We start from the raw sequence: 26,271 nt of genomic DNA on the forward strand, positions 1-26,271 counted from the left end.
TATTGGAATTTGGGATTTGTACATTGAATAATGGATTAAATATGTTTTGCAAATAACAGAAGTTCTTGACTGTAATCAAAGAATTCGAGGAATTTTTAGTAGATCAACTTAAGTTCTGTAACAAAAATAATGGAATTTGAAATTTCATCATTGGAATTTAATTAATCGCATCCCCTCGCAACATCCTAAACTGCTTCCGGGCTTCTACAAAATAAATACTGTCTTGATGGTTGAAGATGATTTTCTCGTATAAAGCTTTCGCTTTTTCGGGCTCATTGAGGACAGTATTATACAATTCTGCCAAATAGTAATAAGCATCATCTGCTAAAATGCCATCGCTGTAATAAGTGATAATATTTTGATAGTTTGCAATGGCTTTTTCATAGTATTTTTTTTGCTCAAATAGTTGCGCCTGTCTAAAGAGCGTTTTGTCTTCAATGCTTTCGCCTTTGTGCTCAATCAGTATTTGACCTAGTAATGAAATGGCTTCATCAGTTTTGTTTTGAAACGCCATCAAATCGGCTTTAGCATATAGTTTTAAGGCCACATGAAGCGAATCTTCATATTTATTGTCAGAAATAAGAAGTTTTAAATCCAATGCATCATTGGCGATAAGTTGTGAGGTGGAAGATTTTAATACCTTAAGTTGTGATTCCGCCCAGTCAAAATCCCCTCTGTAATAACTTGCTTTGGCAACTTTAAAACGGGCTTCTTGGGCAATGGTACTATTTTTTGAATTGGCCTGGATTTGTGTGTAATAGATCAAGCCTTCATTAAATTTTTCTTGAAACACCAAAATATCACCCAATTTCATTTTAACAGTAGCTTCTTGGATTGAGGAGATGTTGAGTTTTAAGCTTTCCTTTAAAAAATTACTGGCTTCTTCAGGTCTGTTTAATTTGAATGCCATAAAATTGCCATACGCTGTTTGGAGTTCTAAAGTTTGTTCAGAAACGCCATACGTTACAAAAAGAGCCTTGTATTTTTCTTCAATTGCCAGCAAGTCTTTTGGGGTGGCATTGACAGTAGCAATATCCAAAAGATACTGGTTTGCACTGAGAATGGTACTAATGTCTTGGGTGTTCTCCAAGACATAATTAAGAATTTCTGTAGCTACGGCATCTTCCTTCTCGCTCAGAGCGGTCAAAGCGAGCTCGATAACGCGGTCCAAACTTTCACGTTGGCGCATGTATAAAGCTTTTTCTTGAGTGAACGCTTTGTCATAGGCTTTCTCCTGAATATACAACCAACTGAGCAGCTCGTACCAATAGGTGTCTGGTTGGGTTTGGATTCTTTTGAGCAGAAGCTTTCTTAAAAGTAAATTGTTTTCGTTATCCTTATTTTCGGAAACAAAATCACTGAACTCTAACTTGATATTATTCAAGTAGTCCGGTCTTACTTCCACATAGGCCATGTAGTTGGTAAAGAGCAATTCAATATTGCCTTGTTCGCCATAAACGTTTGCCAATTCGCGATTATAATTAAGATCAGGATCGAGTGCCATTCCTTTTTCATAAGATTTAATGGCGTAATCCAATAAGGAATGCTGTTCAAATTGCCGGGCAATTAATGCGGCATATTTTGGTCGTTCTTCCAACTTTGAAAGCGCTTCTTCATAATATTCAGTTGCCTTGTCCATGGCATTGCGCAATTGATAATTATAGCCCAATTCAATGATGAAAGACGGATTTCTATAAACGGTCATTTTAGATTTTAGAAGAGTTTCAGCGGCGTCAAACTGTTCCAATTCTTGATGGGTTTTGATCAAATAGAATATGTAATTGTAGTTATCAGGTTGCTCCTCATACAATTTTTGATAGGAGATGAGTGCTTTTGTGAACTCGCCACGTTTGTAATAGTCTGCAGCCAATTGTTCTTCATCATTTTGGGAAAACGAAAAAAGGCCAATAAAGCATAAAATGAGGCATAAAAACTGTTTCATGAAACTAATTTATGTAAATATAACCACTTAAAACCGTTGGTATTGTGAATGTTTTAATAAAAAATGCCCAAACGTTAGTTTGGGCATTACCATCAAAATAAATGTGCTATTAACCATTAATTAAATAAAATGATTCAAATATCCTGTTTGGTGTTTTTTTATTTTTTGAGCGATGTGTTTTATCTAAAACAAAACTTTAGTCGCTAATACTACTAATGATACGAGTATTAAAATGCGTGCAAAATTTTTCATAGTTGCTAGAATTTCTGGTTGAGGATACTAACTTGGAAAAAAAATCTCACAAAACAAAAAGAAATGACCAAAAAATCGTTAGAATTAACGTTCTTTTTTGGCATTTTATCGAAAAATGATATATAATTCCTACTTAATTGATTTTATCAAATCCCGTATAAGGTATTAGAATTTCAGGAATGTTGATGCCTTCTTCCGTTTGGTAATTCTCTAAAATTCCGGCTAAAACTCGTGGTAGGGCTAATGAACTTCCATTGAGTGTATGTGCCAATTCATTTTTGCCGTCGGCATTTTTAAAGCGCAATTTCAAGCGGTTTGCTTGAAAGGTTTCAAAATTTGAAACGGAGGAGATTTCCAACCACCGATCCTGTGCTGTCGAAAATACTTCAAAGTCATAAGTCAAGGCTGAGGTAAACCCAATGTCGCCACCGCACAAGCGCAAGACTCGGTATGGCAATTTAAGTTCGTTTAAAATTCCTTTAACATGCTCAACCATAGCATCCAAAGCTTTATAAGAATTATCAGGATGTTCTACACGTAAGATTTCTACTTTATCAAATTGATGCAAGCGGTTCAAGCCTCTTACATGGGCGCCATAACTTCCGGCCTCACGCCTAAAACATGGAGTGTAGCCCGTAATGCCAATAGGTAGATCAGATTCATTAAGCAATTCATCTCTAAAAATGTTGGTCCCTGGCACTTCAGCTGTGGGTATCAAATACAGGTTGTCTTCCGTTACATGGTACATTTGTCCTTCTTTGTCGGGCAATTGCCCTGTACCAAAACCTGAAGCCTCATTTACTAAAAGTGGCAATTGGTATTCTGTGTAGCCTGCAGCGGTATTTTTGTCTAAAAAATAAGCAATCAGCGCACGCTGCAATCTGGCACCTTTACCTTTGTAGACAGGAAAACCTGCTCCGGTAATTTTGTTGCCGAGTTCAAAATCAATGATATCGTATTGTTTTGCCAATTCCCAATGTGGCTGTGCGTTGGCGTGCAATGTGGGAATATCTCCTTTTCTGTAAATTTCCTCATTGTCATCTTCAGTATTACCAGAAGGCACGCTCTCATGAGGCACGTTGGGTAGTTTGTAGAGCAATTGGTTTAAGGCCTCAACGGTAGTATTAAAGTCTTCTCCAAGTGTTTTTGAAGTCTCTTTCAACTCTCCTGTTCTTTGCTTTAATGCATTTGCTTTTTCTGCTTGCCCTGATTTGTACAAGTTGCCAATTTCTTTAGATAAACTGTTGGACTCTGCCAAAATGTTGTCCAATTCCGTTTGTAAACGTCTTCTTGCTTCATCAAGTGCGATGACTTCATCAATCATTTGAGTGGCGTCAAGATTTCTTTTTTTCAAGCCTTCGATTACTTTCTCTCGATTGTGTCTAATGTATGGTACTTGTAACATGAGTATTTAATTTGATGGCAAAAATAAGTAAATTTTAAGCATCCGCACGCTTTAAACAGCCTTTGAAATTAATTAAAATTGTGTTTTTTTTAATCGTTTCGATCAAGCTCAGAGCTATTTTTTTGGAACAGATTCCTGTTGGGAAGGTCTTAGCCAATCGCTGTGCTTTAAGGGATGCCATTTTACGCTGGCTAAATCTATTTCAGGATCAATAAGCTGTTTTAATTCGCCACCATTGACTCTCACGGAAGCATTCACAAAAACTTTAACTTCTCTGCCCTGATCGGCAAAAATTTGTTTCAAACGTTGTGCAAATTGCCAGATTACATCAGGTTTGGTGCTTACTGATCGTAATTGTTTTTTAGACAGATAATCTTCAATCTGTAAAGGTATCTGCAAATTGGTCTTTGCATCAACCACTTTAAAGGTGGTATACCCGCTTTTTGCGCGCAACATCATGCGCCAAGATAAGCGATGGCCTTCTTCTGTCCATAACACATCATCCTTAATAAACCAATGGCGCAAGGGTAATCCTATCTGAACACCAAAATAAATGACAAATACGGCAATAAAAGGTTTATGGTACTTGGGCACGATCACTTCCTGTTGATCATAAAATGATTTTCTTCTTAAAAAGATGCGATGAATGGTAGCGGTTGGGAAAAAGAAAAGTGCAAAAGCCAAGGATAAATAAGGGAAAATGCCAATCTGAAACACAAAAGAATTAAACAAATGAAAGAAAATAGAGGCGAAAAACGCGAACTTTCTGGTAGGTTTCCACAACAGTAATGGGATGATCAATGCATCAAATAAAATACCAACATAAGCAATAGAATAATGTACCCATTTTTGCTGAAGTAGCTCGCCCACCAAAAAATAATCCTTTTTGCTCTTCATTAAAATCTCGGCCACTGAGGCATCTAACCAATCGGGGTAAATTTTGGCAATGGCGCCATATGTGTAAACGATGAACATTTGGAAGATAAAAACAAAAGCACACCAATTGGGCATTGAAATCATCTTAATTTTTGGGTTGAGTTTCGCATCGACCGACAAATATTTATGAGCAGGCTGAAACAGCATAATAGCACTCAACAAAATTAAAAGGTAATAATGGTTGTTATAGGACGATTTTTGCATTAAATAGGTGCCGGTCCAAAGCAAAGTAAACACTAACATACTCCATCGGTACTTATAACCTACCATGATGAAAAGCCCACATATTCCCATCACAGCATAATAAAAATACATGCCATTGCCAGGTAATGGCTGCAGCCATTCAAACCCAATAAACGAAAAGGTGACTTGAGGTTCCATAAGGGTGCGACGGATCCATCCTGTTAGGATAGCACCCACACTTTCCATAAAAATGAGAAAGCCAAAAATAATTCGGAACACAATAAGTGCGCTATTATCTATATGTTTAAAGAGGAGTTTATGCATTGAGCGCTGCAATAACCTGTTGGGCTTTTGTTCGGTCGTGTATTAATTGTGCCATAAGCGCTTCTGCCGATTCAAATTTCTGTTCGTCCCTAAGGCGGTCCAAAAAAATAATATTTAAATCCTGACCATAAAGGTCTTGATTGAAATCGAAAAAATGGGCTTCAATGGTTTTTTTATCGGCTTCAAATGTTGGATTCATACCAATATTCATCATGCCGTAAATAACTTTGCCTTTATACATTGAAGACACCACATAAACACCGTTTTTAGGAATCAGCTTATAAACTTCATCAACCTGGATATTGGCGGTAGGGAATTCCATTTTTTTACCAAAACCTTTTCCTTTCACCACAGTGCCATTAATGTAGTAATTGTACCCTAAAAATGCCGTAGCTGTTTGGATGTCGCCAGACTTGAGGGCATTTCTTATTTTGGTGGAACTGACGGCAACATCCTCTACATCTTGGGCAGAAATTTCTTCAACCTCAAAATCAAACTCAATTCCAAAAGCTCTCAAATCATCAATATTGGCAGCTCTGTTTTTGCCAAAATGATGGTCGTATCCTATGATCACGTATTTGGCTTTGAGTTGGTCCACTAAAATGGTTTTTACAAACTCACGTGCCGTGAGGTTCGCAAAATCGGTTGTAAATTCTTGTACATATATAAAATTCAATCCCAATGCGGCCAAGATTTCCTTGCGTTCAGCAATGGTATTCAACAATTTAATATTTGAGTTTTGCTGTAACACCATCCGCGGATGTGGGAAAAAGGTAAGCACAACAGAGATCAGATTTTTGTCAGCAGCCTTTTTGGTGAGTTTCTTGATAATTTTTTGATGGCCAATATGCACCCCATCAAAAGTACCAATGGTAACAACTGATGGTGTTTTTGGAATGGAATGATCTGTTGCTGTTATTACCTTCAAGTGATTTTTTTGTAAAAATAACTATTTAAGGGTTTAAAAAAAATAACTGTTGCCTATTTGGATCTTGATATGAGATAATTTGTACTTGCCATAAAATTACGGCTGTTTTGAACTGAATGTTTCCCGATTTGCGTCATTAATCTGAGGCAATCCATAAGTTTTGAATTTAAACAGCACATGAAATCGAATGTCTTCTAATGGTTTTAAAAAAGTGTAATTAATTCCGTTGCTTGAATGCACAATAAGCAAAGCAAGCATTTGTGTTTTTAATTTAAAGAACATTATTTTTTGCAATTCTTTTATTTTGAGCGTAACTTTCACAACGCTAGATAATGATAAAAATAGATTATATGAAAAATAGATACCTAAAAACGCCCTTGTTTTTAATCGTGATTCTGGCTTTTTCTATAGGCTATGGTCAGAAAAGCGCATCTCCGTGGACAAAAACCACCAAAAACAACGTTGCTCAGAGAACATTACTTCCCCAAAAAACTGTGCCACAAAATGCATCCTATTATCAGCTAGATATGGGAGTTTTAAAATCAAATTTGCAAAATGCCCCCCAAAGAGATTCAGGAAGGCAATCCAAAACACTTCTCGATTTCCCAAACGCTGATGGATCCATGGAAACCTTTACGATTATGGAATACTCAGTAATGCATCCTGAACTTCAGGCAAAATTTCCTGATATTCGTTCCTATGTGGGTTATGGTTTGAAAAATGCAGCCACAGTTGTCTATTTTAGTGTGTCCCCAAGCGGTTTGCATTCCATGACCATGTCTATTGAGAACGGAGTTCAATTTATCAATCCGTATACCAGTGATGGCGTTTATGAAGCCTTTTCAAGAAGTGCGATCCCGGTAACAGCAAATTTGTTTGAATGTGGCGTTATGGAAGATGGCCTTTCAAGATCAGTAGATTTAGATTTGGATGTTGCGGCCGCAAGAAATGCCAATGATGGTAAACGACGTACGTTCAGGTTGGCGGTAGGCACAAGTATTGAATACACTAATTTTCACGGCGGCACCGTAGCCTCTGCTTTAGATGCAATTAATGCAACCATGACAAGGGTTAATGCTATTTATGAGAGTGAATTATCCATTAGAATGACTTTGGTAGCCAATAATAACCTTCTGATTTCTACTACAGGTAATAGTCTTTTTTCAAATGAAGGAAACATAAACGCCACTACCGGTATTATAAATAGTATTATAGGGGAGGGAGCTTATGATATGGGCCATACCTTCACAACAGCTTCAGGAGGAAGTGCATATTTGGCAAGGGTATGTACAAATACTAAAGGTGCAGCCACCACTGGGCTTCCACAACCAATAGGAGATCCTTTTAATGTTGATTTTGTAGCCCACGAAATGGGCCATCAGTTTGGAGCAACCCATACCTTTAATGGCACTACTGGTTTCTGTACACCAGGTAATAGAACTGGCATTACAGCTTATGAACCTGGTAGTGGGTCAACTATTATGGCCTATGCAGGTACCTGCTCTCCTCAAAATGTTCAACCTAATAGTGGGGACTATTTCCATCAAGCCAGTTTGCAACAAATATGGAAAAATATAACTGAAGGTAGTAGTACCTGCGCGAGTATAACAGTTACAGGAAATATTGGTCCTAGTGTTGATGCAGGAGTGTCATACACCATTCCAATTTCAACGCCTTACAAATTGTCAGGTTCTTCAACAGATCCTGATGGCACCGGAACGCATACCTATACTTGGGAACAATTTGATTTAGGGCCTGCAGGGGTGCCAACCGTAACTACGGAATTTGGGCCTATGGTGCGCTCTTTTCAGGACACACCCAATCCTGTGAGATATATACCAAGATTACAGGATGCTTTGGCCAATGGAGGTACTTCTACAACATATGAAAAATTGGCTTCTATTGAAAGAGTCCTTAATTTCGCTTTAACTGTTAGAGACAACGATTCTCGTGGCGGTCAAACGGCTGTTGACTATATGTCTGTTACAACAATCGATAGCCCAGGTCCTTTTAGGGTGACTTCACAAACATCTGAAGTGACATGGGAAATTGGATCAAACAAAACAGTCACTTGGGATGTTGCAGATACTAATATAGGACTTGTAAATACATTATTTGTCAACATCAAGCTTTCTATAGACGGTGGTGTTACCTTCCCTTACTTCCTCGCCACTAATGTACCTAATGATGGATCACATGTTATTTCGGTTCCTGCGGGTACTATTACCAATAAAGCGAGAATTATGGTGGAAGGCGCAGGGAATATTTTCTATAACCTCAACATTGCAAATTTTAAGATTATAGATGTTGATTACCTTGTAAATTTCTCTCCTATGACAGTTACGGTATGCCGATCTAATAACGCGGTTTATAATTTTACCTATAATACCTACCGTGGTTATAATCAAAACACAGTGTTTTCTGCCATAAATTTACCAACAGGCGCATCGGCTACCTTTAGTCCAACCTCAGCAAGTGCTGATGGCACTCCAGGGACGATGACCATCACTGGGCTTGGTTCAATTGGACCAGGGACATATGAGTTTTCAGCGGTAGGAACTTCGGGTTCTATCACAAACAGCTCTGTTCTGGAGCTTAATTTATTTAGCAATAGTATTGCGACAATAGCATTGATAGCACCTATTAATGATGCCGCTGGTCTATACAGCAATGTCGAGTTGTCCTGGGAAGATGATGTTAATGTGGAAGATTATTTATTGGAGATTTCAACCACCAGTAATTTTAATAACATCGTGGATTCTCAAATGCTTACTACCAATTTATATGAAGCTGCCTTAGAATTAGAAACGGTTTACTATTGGAGAGTGACGGGTACGAATAGATGTTCAGGTAATACGACGTCTTCTATCAATACGTTTTCTACCGGAGTTTCTACCTGTAACATGTCCATTACTGCTACTGACACGCCAATCGCAATATCACCTACAGGATCAAACACCTACAGTTCTGCTCTTATGGTGACTGAGAATTTGCCTATTACTGATGTTAATGTAAAGGTAAATATTCAGCATGAATGGGCTAAAGATTTAAGACTGGTATTGATTAGTCCCAAGGGTGTATCCATTCTATTGAGCAACAATAATAGTTTAACTGAGGGCGAAAATTACACGAATACTATTTTCGATCAGCAAGCAACAGAGTCCATTACACAGGGTAGTGCACCTTTTACAGGTTCTTATATTCCTGAAGGCGATTTATCAGTCCTAAATGGGGAATTGTCTGCAGGTACTTGGAGACTTCAGGTTACTGATCTTTTTGATACGGACGGAGGAAGTCTTCTTGAATATACCTTACAGCTTTGTCTGGCACGGCCATTATCTCTAGAAGACAATAGCTTTGAAGCTTTCGCCATTTTTCCGAACCCAAATCAAGGGGCGTTTACTATAAAGCTGAAATCTACTTCGGGAGAAGCTATCAAAATAGAGGTCTATGACATCAGAGGTAGAAAGGTTCAAGAAAATCGTTATGAAAACACGACCAACTTTAGGGAGGTCATTCGTTTAGATAATATACAATCAGGCATGTATCTCATAAATATTTCTGATGGTTTGAGAACGGTTACCAAGAAGATTTTGGTAAACTAGTAACCAACCATATATAACAACAAAAGGAGCTAATATTTAGCTCCTTTTTTATGATTAAAAGTTAGGTTGACTATTGTACAGTCCAACCAGAACTCCAGCTTGCGTATGCAGTACCTGTACCATTGCCATCTCCAGATTTAATGAAATCACCATCGATGTTAAATGTTACACCGGTATCATTTTTTACTTTTGTAGTAACGTCGGTAAAAGTAACATCTGTCACATTTAAATCACCACTCACTACACCAACACCAGTTGGATTATCACCAGCATCACCATCTAAATCAAAACCTTCTTCAAAACCTTGAATGAGTAAGTTTTTGAAAATCCCTTGGGTTCCAGCTCTTAAACGAATAGCTTCTGTACCAGTTGTATTTCCCATACCAACAATTGTAAGATTGGTAACGTTTGGTTTTGAGTAATAACCTCCAGCATTACTGAAATCTGTATTGTAACCATCAGCTTCTACTGCTTTGTCATGTTCAGCACCATGCTTTACATAAGCGTTTGTGATCGTACCAGTGTAGCCTTCAGTCCAGTCAATAGAATCATCTTGTGCGTTGATAACTGACAGATAATTTACATTTACTGTCCCGCCAAAAAATTCAACCCCATCGTCTTTACCTTCAAAGACTTGGATGTATTCAACAGTAGTTCCGTTTCCGACACCGTAGAATGAAATCCCATTGTTTTCAGATTGGCCATCAGCTGCACCACCAGAATACTCAACTCTAACGTAACGGAGGATTCCCGAATCATCTGAAACTTCAGTACCACCATATGGCAAACTTGCAATTTCTGACGTTGAAGTTGCAGATCCTGTTACAGAGTTAATAGGTGCTTTTCCTAAGACAATTAATCCTCCCCAATCACCAGCAGCAGGACTTGATGCGGCAGAAGTCATAACAATAGGATTAGAAGCGGTACCATTGGCAATAATATTTGCGCCTTGTGAAATGGCAATATAAACATCAGCCCCTGAAGCTGCAGCCCTAATGGTGACACCTTCATTAATTATTAGAGAGCTTCCGGCTGCCATGATTACAGGACCGCTTATTGTATAACATTTGTTTGCTTGTAACACTAAATTTGAAGTAAATAAAGCTGCTGGAATGGCTTCACAAGTTTCGGTAGGTGGTGTATCGCCATTTCCATTGTTGTTGGTGATACTATTGTCATTGATAATAATATCAGCTGTATCGTCGGTCGTACATGAGAAAAACAGTGTAACGAATGCTAATCCAAATAATAAAGTATTTTTCATTTTTTCTAGTTTTAATTTAATTTCTAATGTTCAGTTATATTAATTTTAAAATTTGTATTTGAGTTGGAGATTTACATTAATACCTCTCTTATAATCGGAAACCCCATTACCATTTGCGGAGTTAACCACCACATCTCCAAGAGTGGTTTCACGAATGTATTTTATGGTTGGATCAAGGAGGTTTTTTGCACTAAAGTTGACTTCAAAGGCATCATTAAAATTGTTCTTCCAGATAAAGTCTAAGGTTGAAACACTCTTTTCAATAACATTTCCCAATTGTCCAGAACCCAGAGCGTCAATTCTGTCAGAGAAATATGAGTACACAATATTAGCCGTTGGTTTGTAGGTTCCAAAAACTGGTGAATAGCTGATGTCAGCATTTATAAGTAGTGGTGAGGCACCTTGCAGTTCTTCTGATTTTTTATTGAAACTCACATCATAAGTCTCCCCGTCAATTTGCGCATACAAGTCTTGTTCAGTATGCATATAGGTAGCATTCGTACCAAAGGATAAAGTGGCATTGTCGTCTTTATCAGTAATTAGGTTTTTTCTTAGTTCAAGTTCAAAGCCATATACTGTAGCTTTATCACCGGTTCTGAAATAACGCTGGGTACCAGTAGCATCTGCACCCACTACCAAGTTGACTGGGTTTTTGATTTGTTTCCCAAATGCCGCTACAGAAAGAAGCTCACTTTTACTGAAAAACCATTCGTATTTTAAATCGAGGTTGATAATTTCAGAAAACCCTTTCTCTAATAAATCTGGATTACCACCAATTCGTGTTGTGACATCTTCATAAATAAATGGCGCAATCTCCTTGAATTCAGGAATAGAAACCGTTTGGCTAGCTGTAAACCTTAAGTTCTGGTCTTCATTAAGACTGTACTTAATATTTAAACTTGGCAAGTAAAAGTTTTTATAAAAGTTTTTTTCGTCCTCTCCATTGATGCCAAGATTGATGACGTCATAGGCAATGTTTTGGTTGAGCGATTCCACTCTTATACCAGGTACAAATAGCCATTTTTCACCAGCTTTAATTTCAGCGTCAAAATAACCTGCGTAAACAGTCAAGTTTCCGTTGTATGTGTTTTCAGGAAGACCAGGTCTGTTAGTGTTTGATAATGTTGGAACGGTATTGATGACCTTAATTTCATAGATGCCATTGCTTGCCGGATTGATGTTAAGGTTTTCTAGCGAAAATATATTGTTGAAATCGTTAACATTCGTTACAGGAAAATTAGAGTTTACAATGTCATAGCCATATCGAATATTGTCGAAGGTTCTTTCCTTTTTTCTGCCATCATATCCAAAATTTAATTTGATATCTTCTGAAATGTTATAGGCTAAGTTTAAACGACTATTCAATTCTTCATCTTCAATGTTCTGAAAGTAGCGTTGGTTGTCAAATACCACATTGCTATAGAATGTTGGATTAGTGTTTGGATCGTTATCCAAAGCAAACTGGTAATTTTCAAGAGTGACACGCTTTCTGTCAGGTTGTTTGGAGTATACAACATTATAGCCTAAGCCCCAATCCAAATCAAATTTTCCAGAAGTATGTTGACCTTCCAATTGGTTCACAAACATTTGGGTTTGATCAAATTGAACGTTCATTTGATAGAACCCCTGTTCAGTATTTAAAATAGCGTCTCTACTTCGTCCGCTTCCGTCTGTCCCAAAATATCCAACCACATCAGATGAGTTGTTTATAAACAAGGAGTTGTATTTTACACTATTATCACTATTGATTTTGTAATTTACATTGGCCATTGCTGTTGTGGTGGTTGCATACTCATATTCTTCAGCACTGTCAACAAAGGCTTTTTTCTCGGTCAAGGTATAATCAATGGCTGATCCTTTTCTGTATTCATAATTGTTTTCAAAAGAAGCCGTTCCGAAAAAACTCAGGCGAGAACCATTATTAAAGTCAAAAGACTCACCACCAGAGGCACCATAAACAATATTTATGGGCGTTCCTGCATCTACAGGATCAATTCCATGAGATAATATAATTGCAAACGGATTGTGCTCGTACCTGCCGTAGTAACCAAAATAGCCTGTGCCTTCACTTCTGACAAAATTTTTATCAGCAGCATTACTATTAAACCCAGAACCTGTAAAGACTTCGAAAAAGCCATTCCCTTTATAGTCCTTTGAAGCGATATCAATATTTCCAGCGGAGAAATCACCATAGAATTTTGATGAGTATGCCTTGCTTACAGAAACATTCTCTATGACATCTGAAGAGAACAAATTGAGATTGATATTTTTCTTGTTGACGTCATTTGATGGTAAGGACAACCCATTCAAGGTCGTATTCTGGTATCTATCTCCCAATCCTCTAACATAAACATTGCTTGACCCTTCTTGTTTAGAAACTCCTGAGATTTTGGCAACTGCCGCAGCAGCGTTACTGACGCCTTTTCTAGAAAGTTCTTCTGCCCCAATACTTTGTTTAATGGCAACGGCTTTTTTCTGATCCAATAGTAAGGCTGTCTCACTTTCTTTTCGTGTGGTTGTAGTAATGACAACTTCGTCCAAAGATGCTGCACTTGCTCCCATTGGGACATTAACAGTAGTGACTTTTCCTGAGACAACCTCAACGTCCAACTCTTGTGTTTCATAACCTATAAAGCTAAATACTAAGGTGTAACTTCCAGGAGATAGATTTTCAAAACCATACAAACCATCAATATCAGATGTGGTTCCTGTTGTAGTTCCTTTAAGGAGTACGTTTCCAAAGGCCAATGGCTCATTGTTATATTCTTTATCAATCAATTTTCCGGCTATAGAACCTGTGGTTTGTGCTGAAATCATTGAAGTGAAAAGAAATGCTAATCCTATTAAAATGTGTCTCATTAGTTGCTCATAAATATTTGATGCAAAGAAACTCAACAAGTGTGAAGACGAGGTTATGTAAGGATTAAACCTAAGTCATATAAAAGTTAATTCAATGTTAGTTTAAGGCCAATTATTGTAAATAGGACATCTTAACTTAACATTGAAAAATGTATCTTGCGTGCGCTTAAAGCGTTACTATGAACTGGGAACAATTATTATCATTAAAGAGATTTGGAGATACACATAAACGTATCCGTAAAGAACAGGATGAAACACGTTTGGGCTTTGAAGTAGATTATGATCGGGTCATTTTTTCTTCAGAATTTAGAAGCCTTCAAGATAAAACCCAAGTCATTCCACTATCACAAACAGATTTTGTCCACACCCGTTTAACGCACAGTCTTGAAGTAAGCGTGGTAGGTAGAAGCTTAGGCAGACGCGTTGGTCAAAGAGTATTGGCCAAATACCCACATCTTCAAAATATTCATGGGTATCAGCCCAACGACTTTGGCGCTATTGTGGCCGCAGCCGCTTTGGCACATGATATTGGAAATCCACCTTTTGGACATTCTGGTGAGAAAGCGATTGGTGAATTTTTTAAAAACGGAAAAGGGAAGCAGTTTAAAGCGCATTTGACAGATAAGGAATATCAAGATTTGTGCGACTTTGAAGGCAATGCCAACGGATTTAAAATATTGACCGAAAGTCGCGTGGGCAGATTGGGTGGTTTGCGTTTAAGCTACGCCACACTTGGTGCCTTTATAAAATACCCCAAAGAATCCTTGCCAAAAAAACCAACGTCGCATATTGCAGATAAGAAATATGGATTTTTCCAGAGTGAAAAAGACGCTTTTGTGGATGTTGCGCAAGAACTTGGACTGATTTGTAGGGGTAAGGATCAACATTTGAGTTATTCCAGACATCCTTTGGCTTTTTTGGTGGAAGCTGCGGATGATATATGTTATACCATCATCGATTTTGAAGATGGCATTAACTTAGGTTTGATCAATGAAGAATATGCGTTGGAATATCTGATAAACTTAGTAAGAGATACCATCAACACTAAAAATTACCACGCCTTGTCAAATACTGAAGATCGCATCAGTTATTTGCGGGCTTTGGCAATCAGTACATTGATCAATGAAGCTGTGGAGTTATTTATGGCTCATGAAGATGAGATCCTTAACGGAACGTTTGACAAAGCTTTGATGGACGTCTCTAAATATCAAGCGCAGATTACGGATATTATTAAAGTGAGTATTGAAAAGGTATATCAATCTGCCGAAGTTGTGGATAAAGAAATAGCCGGGTTTAAAATTATTGATGGTATTTTGGATGTTTTTACCAATACGATCATGAATCACCATCAAGGAAATTTAGGCAACTACAACAAATCGATTCTTAAGATTTTTCCAAAAACATTGGATCTGAATGAAGAAAATCTATACCATAGTGTATTGGGCATCTGTAATTATGTGGCTAAATTTTCAGACAGTAAGGCCATTATGACGCATAAAAAATTGCAGGGCACGCATTTTTAGGGATTAATATCCGAGAAAAGAACAAATACCGCTTCGCTTCTAGAACCAAGAACAACGACTAGATTTATAAAGAGATAAAATTAACTTTTGAAGTTCGAAATTCTCTAACACTCTCAGCTGAGGGTTTAAAAACCTATCTGTGATAGGAGTACTTATCCATAAAAAGTATCTCTGGTAATTGTCTCAAAGACAGTAGGTACGATTCTATTTTTAATAAATTTTGGACTTTAATCGAAAAAATTTGCATTTTATCGGTGTTTTTGTATATTTGATGTATCCCAAATTCTAATAACATGAAAAGAAATATAATTGGTGCTTTGGTTATCCTTTTGGTGACCATCGCTTTTTTATTGGTTATTGATGATATTTCAAGAGCCCAAGATTTACCAGATCACGTTAACGTGCATGAAACCAATTAAAATTCGGTTTAGTGATTCTCAATCTCCAACAACGCTGCTTCTAAAGTTTTAGTAATATACTCGGCGTCCAATTTGCACAACTTTTGCAATTGTGCCACCGTTCCTTGTTCGATGAACAGATCAGGAACGCCTAATACTTTTATGGGCAGATGATACCTTTGTTCTGCTGCAAATTCGAGAATGGAAGTTCCAAATCCGCCCTTGACCGTGCCATCTTCAATCGTCACAATATATTTGAAGGTCTTGAAGATGTCGTGTAGAAGCGCTTCGTCCATAGGTTTTATAAAACGCAGATCATAATGTGCAATACGCTGTGGATCGCTCATTTCAGAAATAGCTTTTTTTGCGTTTTCGGCGATAAATCCAACGGTTAAAACCGCAATGTCTTTTCCTGGTTTTAATACTTCGCCTTTACCAATGTCCAGTTTCTTAAAAGGTTGTTTCCAATCAGCAATGGCACCATAACCGCGAGGATATCTTATGGCAATGGGGTGTTCAAGTCCTAGTTGAGCAGTATACATCATGTTGCGCAATTCAATTTCATCCCGAGGTGCCACAATAATGAGGTTGGGAATACATCGCAAATAAGCCAAATCAAAAACCCCGTGATGTGTTGCACCATCTTCACCCACCAAACCTGCACGATCCAAACAAAAAATAACAGGCAAATTTTGTAAAGCCACATCATGAATGACCTGGTCATAGGCGCGCTGTAAAAATGTAGAGTATATATTGCAAAAAACCACCATGCCTTGTGTGGCCATTCCTGCAGAGAGCGTTACCGCATGCTGCTCAGCAATTCCCACATCAAAAGCGCGATCCGGCATTTGGTCCATCATATATTTTAAAGAACTTCCTGTTGGCATTGCGGGTGTAATACCGACAATTTTGGGGTTTTGTTTTGCAAGTTCTACCAAAGTCAATCCGAAAACATCTTGAAATTTAGTGAGCGATGAAGCCGATTTTACAATCAGTTCGCCAGTAAGAGAATCAAATTTTCCGGGAGCGTGATAGGTGACCTGGTTTTCTTCGGCTTGTTTTAAACCTTTACCCTTTGTGGTGATGACATGCAAAAACTTTGGGCCTTTAACGGTTTTTAATCGCTCCAATTCTGATATGAGGGCATTTAAATCATGGCCATCAATAGGTCCGGAGTAATCAAAATTCAATGCTTCAAAAATAGTATCCTGTTTCTCTGTGCCTTTTTTAACATTGGTCAAATATTGCTTTAAGGCACCCACACTCGGGTCAATGCCTATAGCGTTGTCATTAAGGATGACGAGTAAATTAGCATCCGTAACGCCCGCGTGATTCAAACCTTCAAAAGCCATTCCGCTGGCAATGGAGGCATCACCAATAATAGCTACATGGTGTCTGTGTTCTCCCTTTAATTGTGAAGCAATGGCCATTCCTAAGGCTGCCGAAATGGAGGTGGACGAGTGGCCAACACCAAAAGTATCATAGTCACTTTCGTCGCGTTTTGGAAAACCACTGATGCCGTGAAGCTGTCTGTTGGTGTGAAAGAGAGATTTCCTACCGGTCAGTATTTTATGACCATAAGCTTGATGGCCAACATCCCAAACCAACAAATCCTCTGGCGTGTTAAAAACATAATGCAATGCAATGGTGAGCTCTACCACACCAAGACTGGCGCCTAAATGACCTTCTTTGGTTGCCACAATATCAATAATAAACGCCCGTAGTGCTTTAGCCAGTTGTGGTAAATCCTTTTGATTTAGAGCTCTTAAATCTGAAGGCGAATGGATATGGTCCAATAAATTTTTCATCTGACTACAAATGTAGCATTTGAAATTGTATTTTTGATTTTTAACCTTTGAAGATTGCCTTGTGGAAAACCCTTTTGACGCTAATTATTTTATGAAAAAAGCTTTACAGGAAGCTGAAGTTGCTTTTGATAAAGGCGAAGTTCCTGTAGGTGCAGTAATTGTTATTGACGACAGAATCATCGCAAGGGCGCACAACTTGACGGAACTTCTTACTGATGTGACAGCTCATGCTGAGATGCAAGCCATTACTGCAGCAGCCAATTTTTTAGGAGGAAAATATCTTATCAACTGTACACTATATGTCACCTTAGAGCCTTGCCAAATGTGTGCAGGAGCTTTGTACTGGAGCCAGATAAGTAAAATTGTTTACGGTGCAAGAGATCCTGAAAGAGGATGTATTGCACTGAATACGAAGCTGCATCCCAAAACAGTGATGGTGGGAGGCGTTATGGCAGATGAATCTGCAGAATTATTGAAACGTTTCTTTATTGAAAAACGCAATTTGAATTAGCGCTTGTACTTCTCCTTATCCCGCATCTTGTCAAGATTTTCCTTGTTGAGCATATAATCCTTTAAATTTTTGTCCTTCCAGCGGTGATAAGTAAACAATGGGAAGAGAATAAAGAATATGCCCATAATTCCGAAGCCAATCAGTTTTTCCGAATATGCTGTTTCCAACAGAAAACCTGCTGCAATACTACCTAAAGTGGCTATAAAAAGAAAGATGAGAATGTATTTCATTATTGGGTAATGTTAATTAATTTGCGACGGTACATGGTGAGCAGTTTCGATTTTGATATAAAACCGACATAAATGCCATCATCCACCACGGGTAAATTCCAAGCATCGCTGTCTTGAAACTTTTTCATTATTTCAGTCATTTTATCCTTTTTGATGTCGATGGTATCGGGTGGTGCTTGCATCACATCACGGGCATAAACTTCAGTGTAAAGAGATTGGTCAAACATGATAGGACGTATGTCATCAAGCAGAATAATCCCTTTTAGCTTATTGGATTTATCGTCTACTACCGGAAAGATATTTCGGTTTGATTTGATGACTGCTTCATGCACAATTTCGCCTAAAGTCATCGAGGTTGTAATTTTTATAAAATTGGTCTCCACAACTTTATTGATATCCATTAAGGTCAATACCGCATGATCTTTATTATGGGTTATCAGTTCACCTTTTCTACCCAGCTCCATAGTATAAACGGAATGAGGATGGAAATATTTGGTAATCCCGAAAGATATGGCCGCCGTAAGCATTAACGGAATAAAAAGCTCATAGCCTCCAGTAACTTCTGCAATCAAGAAAATTGCCGTTAAGGGCGCATGGAGCACACCCGCCATCAAGCCTGCCATTCCTACCAAAGTAAAATTACTTTCGGAAACCGGATAATCTGTAAACCCGCTATGATTGATGAGTTTTGCAAAACAGTTACCCATAATGCTTCCCATGAACAGTGTTGGTGCAAAAATACCTCCAACACCACCAGCACCAAAGGTAAGCGCACTCGCAATAATTTTAAAAAATACCAATCCCGCCAAAAGTAAAATAACAATCCAGGTATTGTCTAAATTGAGATCCAAAAAATTATTTTGTAATGCTTTTTCATGATTTCCTGCAATCAAATTATTGATCACCTCAAAACCTTCGCCATATAAGGGCGGAATAAAATAAATTAAAACGCCAAGCAGGGAGCCACCAATCACTAATTTTTTTATTGGCGAATCAATACGATCGAACAAGCGTTGGATGCGATCATAAACTTCAGTAAAATATATGGATGTAAATGCTGCAACGACTCCTAAAAGCAGATAAAACGGAGCGTCAGACAGTTTAAAACCTTCCTCAAGGCTAAACGGCAGCAGCACATCATTCCCTAGAAAAAAATAAGAGGTCAAAATTGCAGACAATGAAGCCAATAACAACGGCAGCATGGAGGCAATGGTCAGATCTAAACTGAATACTTCAATAGCAAAAATAATAGCTGCAATAGGCGCTTTAAAAATTGAGGACATGGCCCCGGCGGCGGCGCAACCAATCAATAAATTACGCGTGGTTTGGTTGACGTGAAATAAGCGTGCAATATTGGAGCTTATGGCAGCACCAGTAGCCACGGTAGGCCCTTCCAGTCCTACAGAACCACCAAAACCGACGGTGAGTGGTGCGGTTAAAATGGACCCAAACATTTGATAGCGTTTCATGATGCCTTTACGCTTGGATATAGAAAATAATGTTGATGGGATGCCGTGACTTACTTTATGCCTGATCACATACTTCATGACGAGGTACACCAAGGTCAGACCAATAATGGGAAACAAAAAATAGAACGCTTCATGGTAATAACGTACCAATTGGCCTTCCATAATATGTTGGATAAAATGCGTTAGGTTTTTTAGAACAACCGCACCAACACCTGAAGTAAAGCCTACCAAAATACTTAAAATGGCCACAAACTGGTTGTGGGAGATGTATTTTGCTCTCCAGATTAAGAGTTGCTTAAAAAGCGGTTGTTTCGGCATATTTAAATCTACTAAAAAATTTGTCCCGATGGCTATCGGGACATGGTTTAAATATTATTGAGATTTGAGATTAAGTTTCAAACTCAGTTCTTCAAGTTGTTTATCATCAATTGGTGCAGGTGCGTCAATCATCACATCGCGACCGGCATTGTTTTTTGGGAATGCTATAAAATCACGAATGGTTTCCTGCCCGCCCAAAATAGCCACCAATCTGTCCAATCCAAATGCCAATCCACCATGCGGCGGTGCGCCATATTGAAAGGCATTCATTAAAAACCCGAATTGTGCTTCGGCTTGTTCAGGTGTGAATCCTAAATAGTCAAACATCAGGGCTTGGGTCTTTTTATCATGAATTCTGATAGATCCACCACCTATTTCGTTTCCGTTCAATACCAAATCGTAAGCGTTTGCTTTAACGGCGCCAGGATCAGTTTTTAAAAGTTCCAATTGTCCTGGTTTTGGTGAGGTAAACGGATGGTGCATGGCGTGGTAGCGCTTTGTGTCTTCATCCCATTCCAAAAGTGGAAAATCGACAACCCATAAGGGTGCAAATTCTTTAGGATTGCGCAAACCTAAACGGGTTGCCAATTCCATACGCAAGGCACTCAATTGCGTTCTTACTTTATGCGCATCTCCTGAAAGTACACAAATTAGATCACCAGGTTTTGCGCCTGTGGCTTCGGCCCATGTTGCCAAATCGTCTTGATCATAAAATTTGTCGACAGAAGATTTAAAGCTGCCATCGTCATTATAACGTGCGTAAACCATGCCTAAAGCACCAATTTGCGGACGCTTTACCCAATCAATCAATTGGTCAATTTCTTTACGTGTATAAGTGTTTCCACCAGGAACAGCAATACCCACTACTAATTCAGCGGTGTTGAAAACACCAAAATCTTTGTGTTGTGCTACTTGGTTCAATTCTCCAAACGCCATCCCAAATCGAATGTCTGGTTTGTCGTTGCCATACTTTTGCATCGCCTCGTCATAGGTCATGCGTGGGAATTTTTCAATTTCAACCCCATTGACTTCTTTTAGGAGGTGACGTGTCAAGCCTTCAAAAGCATTCAAGATATCTTCTTGCTCAACAAATGCCATTTCACAGTCAATTTGAGTGAATTCTGGTTGTCTGTCGGCACGTAAATCTTCATCGCGAAAACACTTTACAATCTGGAAATATTTATCCATACCACCAACCATCAACAATTGTTTGAAGGTTTGCGGACTCTGCGGAAGCGCATAAAACTGACCTGAATTCATACGGCTTGGTACCACAAAATCGCGGGCCCCTTCTGGTGTTGACTTGATCAAATATGGCGTTTCAACTTCTATAAAACCTTCGTTTGATAAATAGTTTCTTACTTCTTGTGCTACTTTGGCTCTAAAGATCAAACTGTTTTTTACAGGATTTCTTCGGATGTCCAAATAGCGGTATTTCATACGGAGTTCTTCACCGCCATCGGTTTCATCTTCAATTGTAAATGGCGGGAGTAGAGCCGAGTTTAGAATTGTCAATTCAGAAACCAAAATTTCAATATCACCAGTGGCCATGTTGGGATTTTTAGATGTACGTTCAATGACAGTTCCTTTAACCTGAATCACGAATTCACGTCCCAAATTTTGAGCTTGCGCCATCAACGCTTTTGGGGTACGCTCCTCATCAAAAACAAGTTGCGTAATCCCGTATCGGTCGCGTAAATCCACCCAAAGTACAAATCCTTTATCGCGGCTCTTTTGTACCCAACCTGAAAGTGTGACCTCATTATTGATATGTGATGCTCTTAACTCACCACAATTGTGACTTCTGTACATAGTATGAAAAATTGAAGTGCAAATTTAATGAAGTTAAATGAGTATCATATGAAAAGGTTTAACAATTATGGGGGCTTTAAACTTAATACAGGTGATGTGTGAAATACGAAAAACACCGCTTTCAATTTGCTGAAAGCGGTGTTTTTTTATAACAGTTCTTCCTATAATTAGGAGCCACACATGAGGCAATCATCGCCCTCTGCTTCTTTGGCTTGGGCAATTAATGCTTTCATTTCTTCGGTACTCATAGGTTCTGCTTCAACGGTTTCCTGAGAAAATTTAACTGCTGTTTTTGCAGCTTGTTGTTTTTGTTGCGCAATTAAACTCTCATCCACATCAGCAACTTCAGCAAGTGCTTCTATTGGTTCGCCTTTTTTTGTATTATCCAATGTGAATTTAATGGCGTCTACAGCACTCTTCGTTCTTAAATAGTACATGCCAGTTTTTAGGCCGCTTTTCCATGCGTAGAAATGCATTGAGGTCAATTTTGCCATCGTCGCACCTTCCATAAATAAATTCAGTGATTGTGATTGGTCAATAAAATAGCCTCTTTGACGCGACATGTCAATAATATCTTTCATGCTCATCTCCCAAACCGTTTTGTAAAGCTCTTTAATGTCTTCTGGAATGTTGTCAATATGTTGGATGGAACCGTTGGCTCTCATAATATCTTGTTTCAAACCTTCATTCCAAAGCCCTAATTCTACTAAGTCTTCCAATAAATGCTTGTTGACGATAATAAACTCGCCAGAAAGTACACGACGGGTGTAAATGTTGGAGGTGTAAGGCTCAAAACATTCGTTGTTTCCTAGAATTTGAGACGTACTTGCTGTAGGCATTGGCGCCACCAAAAGTGAGTTGCGCACCCCATGTTTCTTAACCTCATTGCGGAGCTTTTCCCAATCCCAAGTCCCGCTCAGATCATTGTCATTAATACCCCAGAGGTTGTGTTGAAATTCGCCGTTGCTTATTGGTGAGCCTTCGTAAGTGGAATAGGGTCCTTCAACTTGTGCCATTTCCATACTTGCCGTCACTGCAGCGTAATAGAGCGTTTCAAAAATTTCTTGATTTAATTTTTTGGCCGCATCACTTGTAAAAGGCATTCTCAACAAGATAAACGTATCTGCCAAACCTTGTACGCCCAAGCCAATAGGCCGGTGGCGCAAATTGGAATTTTCAGCCTCTTTGACAGGATAGAAGTTACGGTCAATAACCTTGTTCAAGTTTTTGGTTACACGTTTGGTGATCTTGAACAATTCTTTATGATCAAAAGCACCATTTTTCACAAACATTGGTAAGGCGATGGACGCCAAATTACACACTGCAATTTCATCAGGAGAGGTGTACTCCATGATTTCAGTACATAAATTTGAAGAACGGATGGTGCCTAGGTTTTTCTGGTTTGATTTTCTGTTGGCCGCATCTTTGTAGAGCATATAAGGAGTGCCCGTTTCAATTTGCGATTCTAAGATCTTCTCCCAAAGCTCACGTGCCTTGATGGTTTTTCTGCCTTTTCCTTCAGATTCATATTTGATGTAAAGCGCTTCAAATTCTTCACTGTGAACATCACATAAACCTGCACATTCATTAGGACACATTAAGGTCCATTTCCCATCTTCCTGCACGCGTTCCATAAACAAATCAGAAATCCACATCGCGTAAAACAAGTCTCTTGCACGCATTTCTTCTTTTCCGTGGTTCTTTTTCAAATCCAAAAACTCAAAAATATCGGCATGCCAAGTTTCCATATAAATAGCGAAACTGCCTTTCCGCTTTCCACCACCCTGATCTACGTAACGTGCCGTATCATTGAACACTTGTAGCATGGGTACAATGCCGTTACTCGTGCCGTTGGTACCAGCGATGTAACTGCCCGTAGCCCTAACGTTATGGATAGACAAGCCAATACCACCTGCCGACTGTGAGATTTTTGCCGTCTGTTTTAAAGTGTCATAAATACCATCAATACTATCATCTTTCATGGTTAAAAGAAAGCATGACGACATTTGTGGTTTTGGGGTGCCGGCGTTGAAAAGTGTAGGTGTAGCGTGTGTAAAATATTTTTTAGACATGAGCTCATACGTCTCAATGGCAGAGTCAATATCATTAAGGTGGATGCCAATGGCAACGCGCATTAACATATGTTGAGGACGTTCAGCAATCTTGCCATTTAATTTGAGAAGGTAAGAACGTTCTAAGGTTTTGAAGCCGAAATAATCATAGCCAAAATCGCGATTGTAGATGATTGTAGAATCCAATTTCTCTTTGTTTGCCATAATGACGTCGTACACATCATCTGCCAATAAAGGGGACGGCTTTTCGTTTCTTGGGTTGACATACACATATAGATCATGCATGACCTCACTAAAGCTCTTTTTTGTGTTTTTATGTAGGTTGGATACAGAAATACGTGCCGCCAAACGCGCGTAATCAGGGTGTGCGGTGGTCATGGTTGCGGCTACTTCAGCTGCAAGATTGTCCAATTCACTTGTAGTCACGCCATCATAAAGTCCTTCAATAACTCTCATGGCAACTTTTACTGGGTCTACCAATTCATTGAGGCCGTAGCACAATTTTCTCACTCTTGCGGTGATTTTGTCGAACATCATTGGTTCTTTCCTGCCATCTCTTTTTACTACAAACATAGAATTACACATTTTAGTTTTCAGTAGCGCCTACTCTGAAAAGTTATTAATAGTTGGTTGATATACTAAAAGACCCATGTCAATTGAAATGGTCTTGATTTTAAAGGTGAAAAATCCTGTCCTGAAAAGTTTCAGGCCCTTAAATTTGAATCTTTAAAGAGGTTTTGATGCTGTTAAAATTCGGCGTCAAAGTTGAATTTGTCTTTCTCTTCCTCTTTGTTCATGACCCCAGCTTTTTGATATTCAGAGACTCTTTTTTCAAAGAAATTTGTTTTTCCTTGAAGTGAAATCATATCCATAAAATCAAAAGGATTTGCGGTGTTAAATTCTTTATCACAATCTAATTCAGATAAAAGTCTATCGGTGACAAACTCTAAATATTGAGTCATCAAATTAGAATTCATCCCAATCAAACTCGCTGGCAAAGATTCTGTAATAAATTCACGTTCAATATCTAAAGCATCCACAAGAATTTCTCTGATACGTTCTTTTGGGACTTTATTGATGAGGTGGTGATTGTGCAAATGCACCGCAAAGTCGCAGTGTACGCCTTCATCACGGGAAATTAATTCATTACTAAACGTCAAACCTGGCATCAAGCCACGTTTTTTTAGCCAAAAGATAGAACAGAAAGCACCTGAGAAGAAAATGCCTTCAACTGCTGCAAAAGCAATCAAACGTTCAGCAAAACTTGGTGAGTCGATCCATTTCAATGCCCAATCTGCCTTTTTCTTAATCGCAGGGAAGTTGTCTAACGCGTTGAATAATAATCCTTTTTCTTTTTCGTCTTTAACATAAGTGTCAATCAATAGCGAGTAGGTTTCACTATGGATGTTCTCCATCATGATTTGGAAACCGTAAAAGAATTTGGCTTCACTGTACTGCACTTCATTGACAAAGTTTTCAGCCAAATTTTCATTGACAATACCATCGCTAGCTGCAAAGAAGGCTAAGATATGTTTGATAAAATAACGCTCGTCGTCATTTAACTTATTGTTCCAATCTGTAAGGTCTTGGTGCAGATCAATTTCTTCAGCTGTCCAAAAACTAGCTTCAGATTTTTTATACCACTCCCAAATATCGTGATGTTGGATAGGAAAGATGACAAAACGACTTTTGTTTTCTTGCAAAATTGGTTCAGTAGCTTGAGACATTATTGTGTTTGTTTTTTGTGAAATATGAGACGAAATTTTTACTGTAATCTGGAACTAACAAAGATTGAAAAATGAGACTGGAAATGAAAGGTATATTTATAAACATTGTCAACAAGTTTTTAACAAACCCGATAAATTTTCACTTTAGAAAGAGGTTTTATTGTAAATATTTCTTATTGAAAATCAGATTGTTATAAAACAAAAATGCTTGTATGCCTTATAAACACAAGGAAGGTTATTTGGGGGTTTTATGGATTGATGCGTAGGATTTGCTTAGGGTTTTAAAACATAAAAAAGGAACGTTGAATGACGTTCCTTTTTCCCCAATAATTAAATTAACTAACTAAAATTATTCTCCACACAATGTGATGATCTGGAATTCTTTTTTTTGAAAAAGTCAGGGTTGCCCCTGACTTTTTATTGATTAATAGCATTTAATCTAAAAGTGAATCCCCACGATCACCTTTTGTTATGGGTAAAATAAATCCCTGATCAAATATCCCAAATAATATGTCTGTAATGGTAGACTGTTGTATGGTTGGTATCAAAAAATGTATAGTTGGTAATTCTTACACAAATGCGCGTTACGATAATAAGTGTCATGTTTTCAGAGTATTATAAAAGAGAATTATAAAATGGGCGCGTTATACAGGAAATTCTGCTAATCATACATATTTGTTTAAATTTCATGCGTAATAGTATTAT

At 38.3% G+C, this 26,271-nt stretch carries 16 protein-coding genes; 4 read left to right on the plus strand and 12 right to left on the minus strand.

What is annotated here, in order from left to right; translation table 11 throughout:
* Nucleotides 1–157 precede the first annotated feature (157 nt).
* The 4 genes from A9996_RS04855 to A9996_RS04870 all read right to left on the minus strand — a co-directional run bounded on the left by A9996_RS04855 (nucleotide 158) and on the right by A9996_RS04870 (nucleotide 5,970).
* Nucleotides 158–1,942: a tetratricopeptide repeat protein gene (locus A9996_RS04855; RefSeq protein WP_066431645.1), complete on the minus strand. Its 1,785-nt coding sequence runs from the start codon at nucleotides 1,940–1,942 to the stop codon at nucleotides 158–160.
* 385 nt (nucleotides 1,943–2,327) lie between these two features.
* Complete coding sequence (gene serS / locus A9996_RS04860) at nucleotides 2,328–3,599, minus strand: serine--tRNA ligase (RefSeq protein ID WP_066431649.1); 1,272 nt, start codon at nucleotides 3,597–3,599, stop codon at nucleotides 2,328–2,330.
* Between the two features lie 114 nt (nucleotides 3,600–3,713).
* A complete protein-coding gene (locus A9996_RS04865; protein WP_066431653.1) occupies nucleotides 3,714–5,042 on the minus strand; it encodes an HTTM domain-containing protein in 1,329 nt (442 codons plus the stop codon).
* The gene (locus A9996_RS04870) at nucleotides 5,035–5,970 is read right to left on the minus strand and encodes a bifunctional riboflavin kinase/FAD synthetase (RefSeq protein ID WP_066431656.1); all 936 of its coding nucleotides are present in this window, start codon (nucleotides 5,968–5,970) and stop codon (nucleotides 5,035–5,037) included. The genes A9996_RS04865 and A9996_RS04870 overlap by 8 nt, the downstream gene beginning before the upstream one ends.
* Nucleotides 5,971–6,320: 350 nt before the next feature.
* On the opposite strand from A9996_RS04870, the gene A9996_RS04880 reads away from it, so the two are divergent.
* Nucleotides 6,321–9,575, plus strand: a complete 3,255-nt coding sequence (locus A9996_RS04880) for a zinc-dependent metalloprotease (RefSeq protein WP_169817238.1) — start codon at nucleotides 6,321–6,323, stop codon at nucleotides 9,573–9,575.
* A 70-nt stretch (nucleotides 9,576–9,645) separates the two neighbouring features.
* Here A9996_RS04880 and A9996_RS04885 read toward each other — a convergent pair whose 3' ends face one another.
* Together A9996_RS04885 and A9996_RS04890 are read right to left on the minus strand one after the other, a co-directional pair.
* On the minus strand, nucleotides 9,646–10,839 hold the full coding sequence (locus A9996_RS04885; protein WP_066431661.1) for a multidrug transporter: 1,194 nt from the start codon (nucleotides 10,837–10,839) through the stop codon (nucleotides 9,646–9,648).
* Nucleotides 10,840–10,884: 45 nt separating this feature from the next.
* Nucleotides 10,885–13,698 carry a TonB-dependent receptor gene (locus A9996_RS04890; protein WP_066431677.1) on the minus strand — a complete coding sequence of 938 codons (2,814 nt, stop codon included), beginning with the start codon at nucleotides 13,696–13,698 and terminating at the stop codon, nucleotides 10,885–10,887.
* Between the two features lie 179 nt (nucleotides 13,699–13,877).
* Here A9996_RS04890 and A9996_RS04895 point away from each other — a divergent pair, with 179 nt between their 5' ends.
* Nucleotides 13,878–15,221: a deoxyguanosinetriphosphate triphosphohydrolase gene (locus tag A9996_RS04895; protein ID WP_066431681.1), complete on the plus strand. Its 1,344-nt coding sequence runs from the start codon at nucleotides 13,878–13,880 to the stop codon at nucleotides 15,219–15,221.
* Between the two features lie 293 nt (nucleotides 15,222–15,514).
* The gene (locus A9996_RS20810; protein WP_262510703.1) at nucleotides 15,515–15,640 is read left to right on the plus strand and encodes a hypothetical protein; all 126 of its coding nucleotides are present in this window, start codon (nucleotides 15,515–15,517) and stop codon (nucleotides 15,638–15,640) included.
* 8 nt (nucleotides 15,641–15,648) lie between these two features.
* Here A9996_RS20810 and dxs read toward each other — a convergent pair whose 3' ends face one another.
* Nucleotides 15,649–17,427 (minus strand): 1-deoxy-D-xylulose-5-phosphate synthase, encoded by a 1,779-nt coding sequence (gene dxs / locus A9996_RS04900; RefSeq protein ID WP_066431684.1) that lies wholly within the window; start codon nucleotides 17,425–17,427, stop codon nucleotides 15,649–15,651.
* Nucleotides 17,428–17,488: 61 nt separating this feature from the next.
* Here dxs and A9996_RS04905 point away from each other — a divergent pair, with 61 nt between their 5' ends.
* Nucleotides 17,489–17,938 carry a nucleoside deaminase gene (locus A9996_RS04905; RefSeq protein ID WP_066431686.1) on the plus strand — a complete coding sequence of 150 codons (450 nt, stop codon included), beginning with the start codon at nucleotides 17,489–17,491 and terminating at the stop codon, nucleotides 17,936–17,938.
* Here A9996_RS04905 and A9996_RS04910 read toward each other — a convergent pair.
* The 5 genes from A9996_RS04910 to A9996_RS04930 all read right to left on the minus strand — a co-directional run bounded on the left by A9996_RS04910 (nucleotide 17,935) and on the right by A9996_RS04930 (nucleotide 25,566).
* Entirely contained in the window at nucleotides 17,935–18,168 is a 234-nt protein-coding gene (locus A9996_RS04910) for a hypothetical protein (protein ID WP_066431688.1), read from the minus strand. The two genes, A9996_RS04905 and A9996_RS04910, sit on opposite strands and share 4 nt — an antisense overlap.
* On the minus strand, nucleotides 18,168–19,955 hold the full coding sequence (locus A9996_RS04915; RefSeq protein WP_083993848.1) for a chloride channel protein: 1,788 nt from the start codon (nucleotides 19,953–19,955) through the stop codon (nucleotides 18,168–18,170). The genes A9996_RS04910 and A9996_RS04915 overlap by 1 nt, the downstream gene beginning before the upstream one ends.
* 54 nt (nucleotides 19,956–20,009) lie before the next feature.
* The gene (aspS, locus tag A9996_RS04920; protein ID WP_066431693.1) at nucleotides 20,010–21,767 is read right to left on the minus strand and encodes an aspartate--tRNA ligase; all 1,758 of its coding nucleotides are present in this window, start codon (nucleotides 21,765–21,767) and stop codon (nucleotides 20,010–20,012) included.
* 167 nt (nucleotides 21,768–21,934) lie between these two features.
* Complete coding sequence (locus tag A9996_RS04925) at nucleotides 21,935–24,412, minus strand: ribonucleoside-diphosphate reductase subunit alpha (RefSeq protein WP_066431906.1); 2,478 nt, start codon at nucleotides 24,410–24,412, stop codon at nucleotides 21,935–21,937.
* 173 nt (nucleotides 24,413–24,585) lie between these two features.
* A complete protein-coding gene (locus tag A9996_RS04930) occupies nucleotides 24,586–25,566 on the minus strand; it encodes a ribonucleotide-diphosphate reductase subunit beta (RefSeq protein WP_066431694.1) in 981 nt (326 codons plus the stop codon).
* Nucleotides 25,567–26,271 lie beyond the last annotated feature (705 nt).

Origin of the sequence: Gelidibacter algens (genome assembly GCF_001678675.1) — a bacterium.
Classification (GTDB): domain Bacteria; phylum Bacteroidota; class Bacteroidia; order Flavobacteriales; family Flavobacteriaceae; genus Gelidibacter; species Gelidibacter algens.

Bases quoted from the DNA above. Each gene is read 5' to 3' on its own strand.
- A9996_RS04855 (WP_066431645.1), bottom strand. From the start codon at position 1,942: ATGAAACAGTTTTTATGCCTCATTTTATGCTTTATTGGCCTTTTTTCG.
- serS (WP_066431649.1), bottom strand. From the start codon at position 3,599: ATGTTACAAGTACCATACATTAGACACAATCGAGAGAAAGTAATCGAA.
- A9996_RS04865 (WP_066431653.1), bottom strand. From the start codon at position 5,042: ATGCATAAACTCCTCTTTAAACATATAGATAATAGCGCACTTATTGTG.
- A9996_RS04880 (WP_169817238.1), top strand. From the start codon at position 6,321: ATGAAAAATAGATACCTAAAAACGCCCTTGTTTTTAATCGTGATTCTG.
- A9996_RS04885 (WP_066431661.1), bottom strand. From the start codon at position 10,839: ATGAAAAATACTTTATTATTTGGATTAGCATTCGTTACACTGTTTTTC.
- A9996_RS04890 (WP_066431677.1), bottom strand. From the start codon at position 13,698: ATGAGACACATTTTAATAGGATTAGCATTTCTTTTCACTTCAATGATT.
- A9996_RS04895 (WP_066431681.1), top strand. From the start codon at position 13,878: ATGAACTGGGAACAATTATTATCATTAAAGAGATTTGGAGATACACAT.
- A9996_RS20810 (WP_262510703.1), top strand. From the start codon at position 15,515: ATGAAAAGAAATATAATTGGTGCTTTGGTTATCCTTTTGGTGACCATC.
- dxs (WP_066431684.1), bottom strand. From the start codon at position 17,427: ATGAAAAATTTATTGGACCATATCCATTCGCCTTCAGATTTAAGAGCT.
- A9996_RS04910 (WP_066431688.1), bottom strand. From the start codon at position 18,168: ATGAAATACATTCTCATCTTTCTTTTTATAGCCACTTTAGGTAGTATT.
- A9996_RS04915 (WP_083993848.1), bottom strand. From the start codon at position 19,955: ATGCCGAAACAACCGCTTTTTAAGCAACTCTTAATCTGGAGAGCAAAA.
- aspS (WP_066431693.1), bottom strand. From the start codon at position 21,767: ATGTACAGAAGTCACAATTGTGGTGAGTTAAGAGCATCACATATCAAT.
- A9996_RS04925 (WP_066431906.1), bottom strand. From the start codon at position 24,412: ATGTTTGTAGTAAAAAGAGATGGCAGGAAAGAACCAATGATGTTCGAC.
- A9996_RS04930 (WP_066431694.1), bottom strand. From the start codon at position 25,566: ATGTCTCAAGCTACTGAACCAATTTTGCAAGAAAACAAAAGTCGTTTT.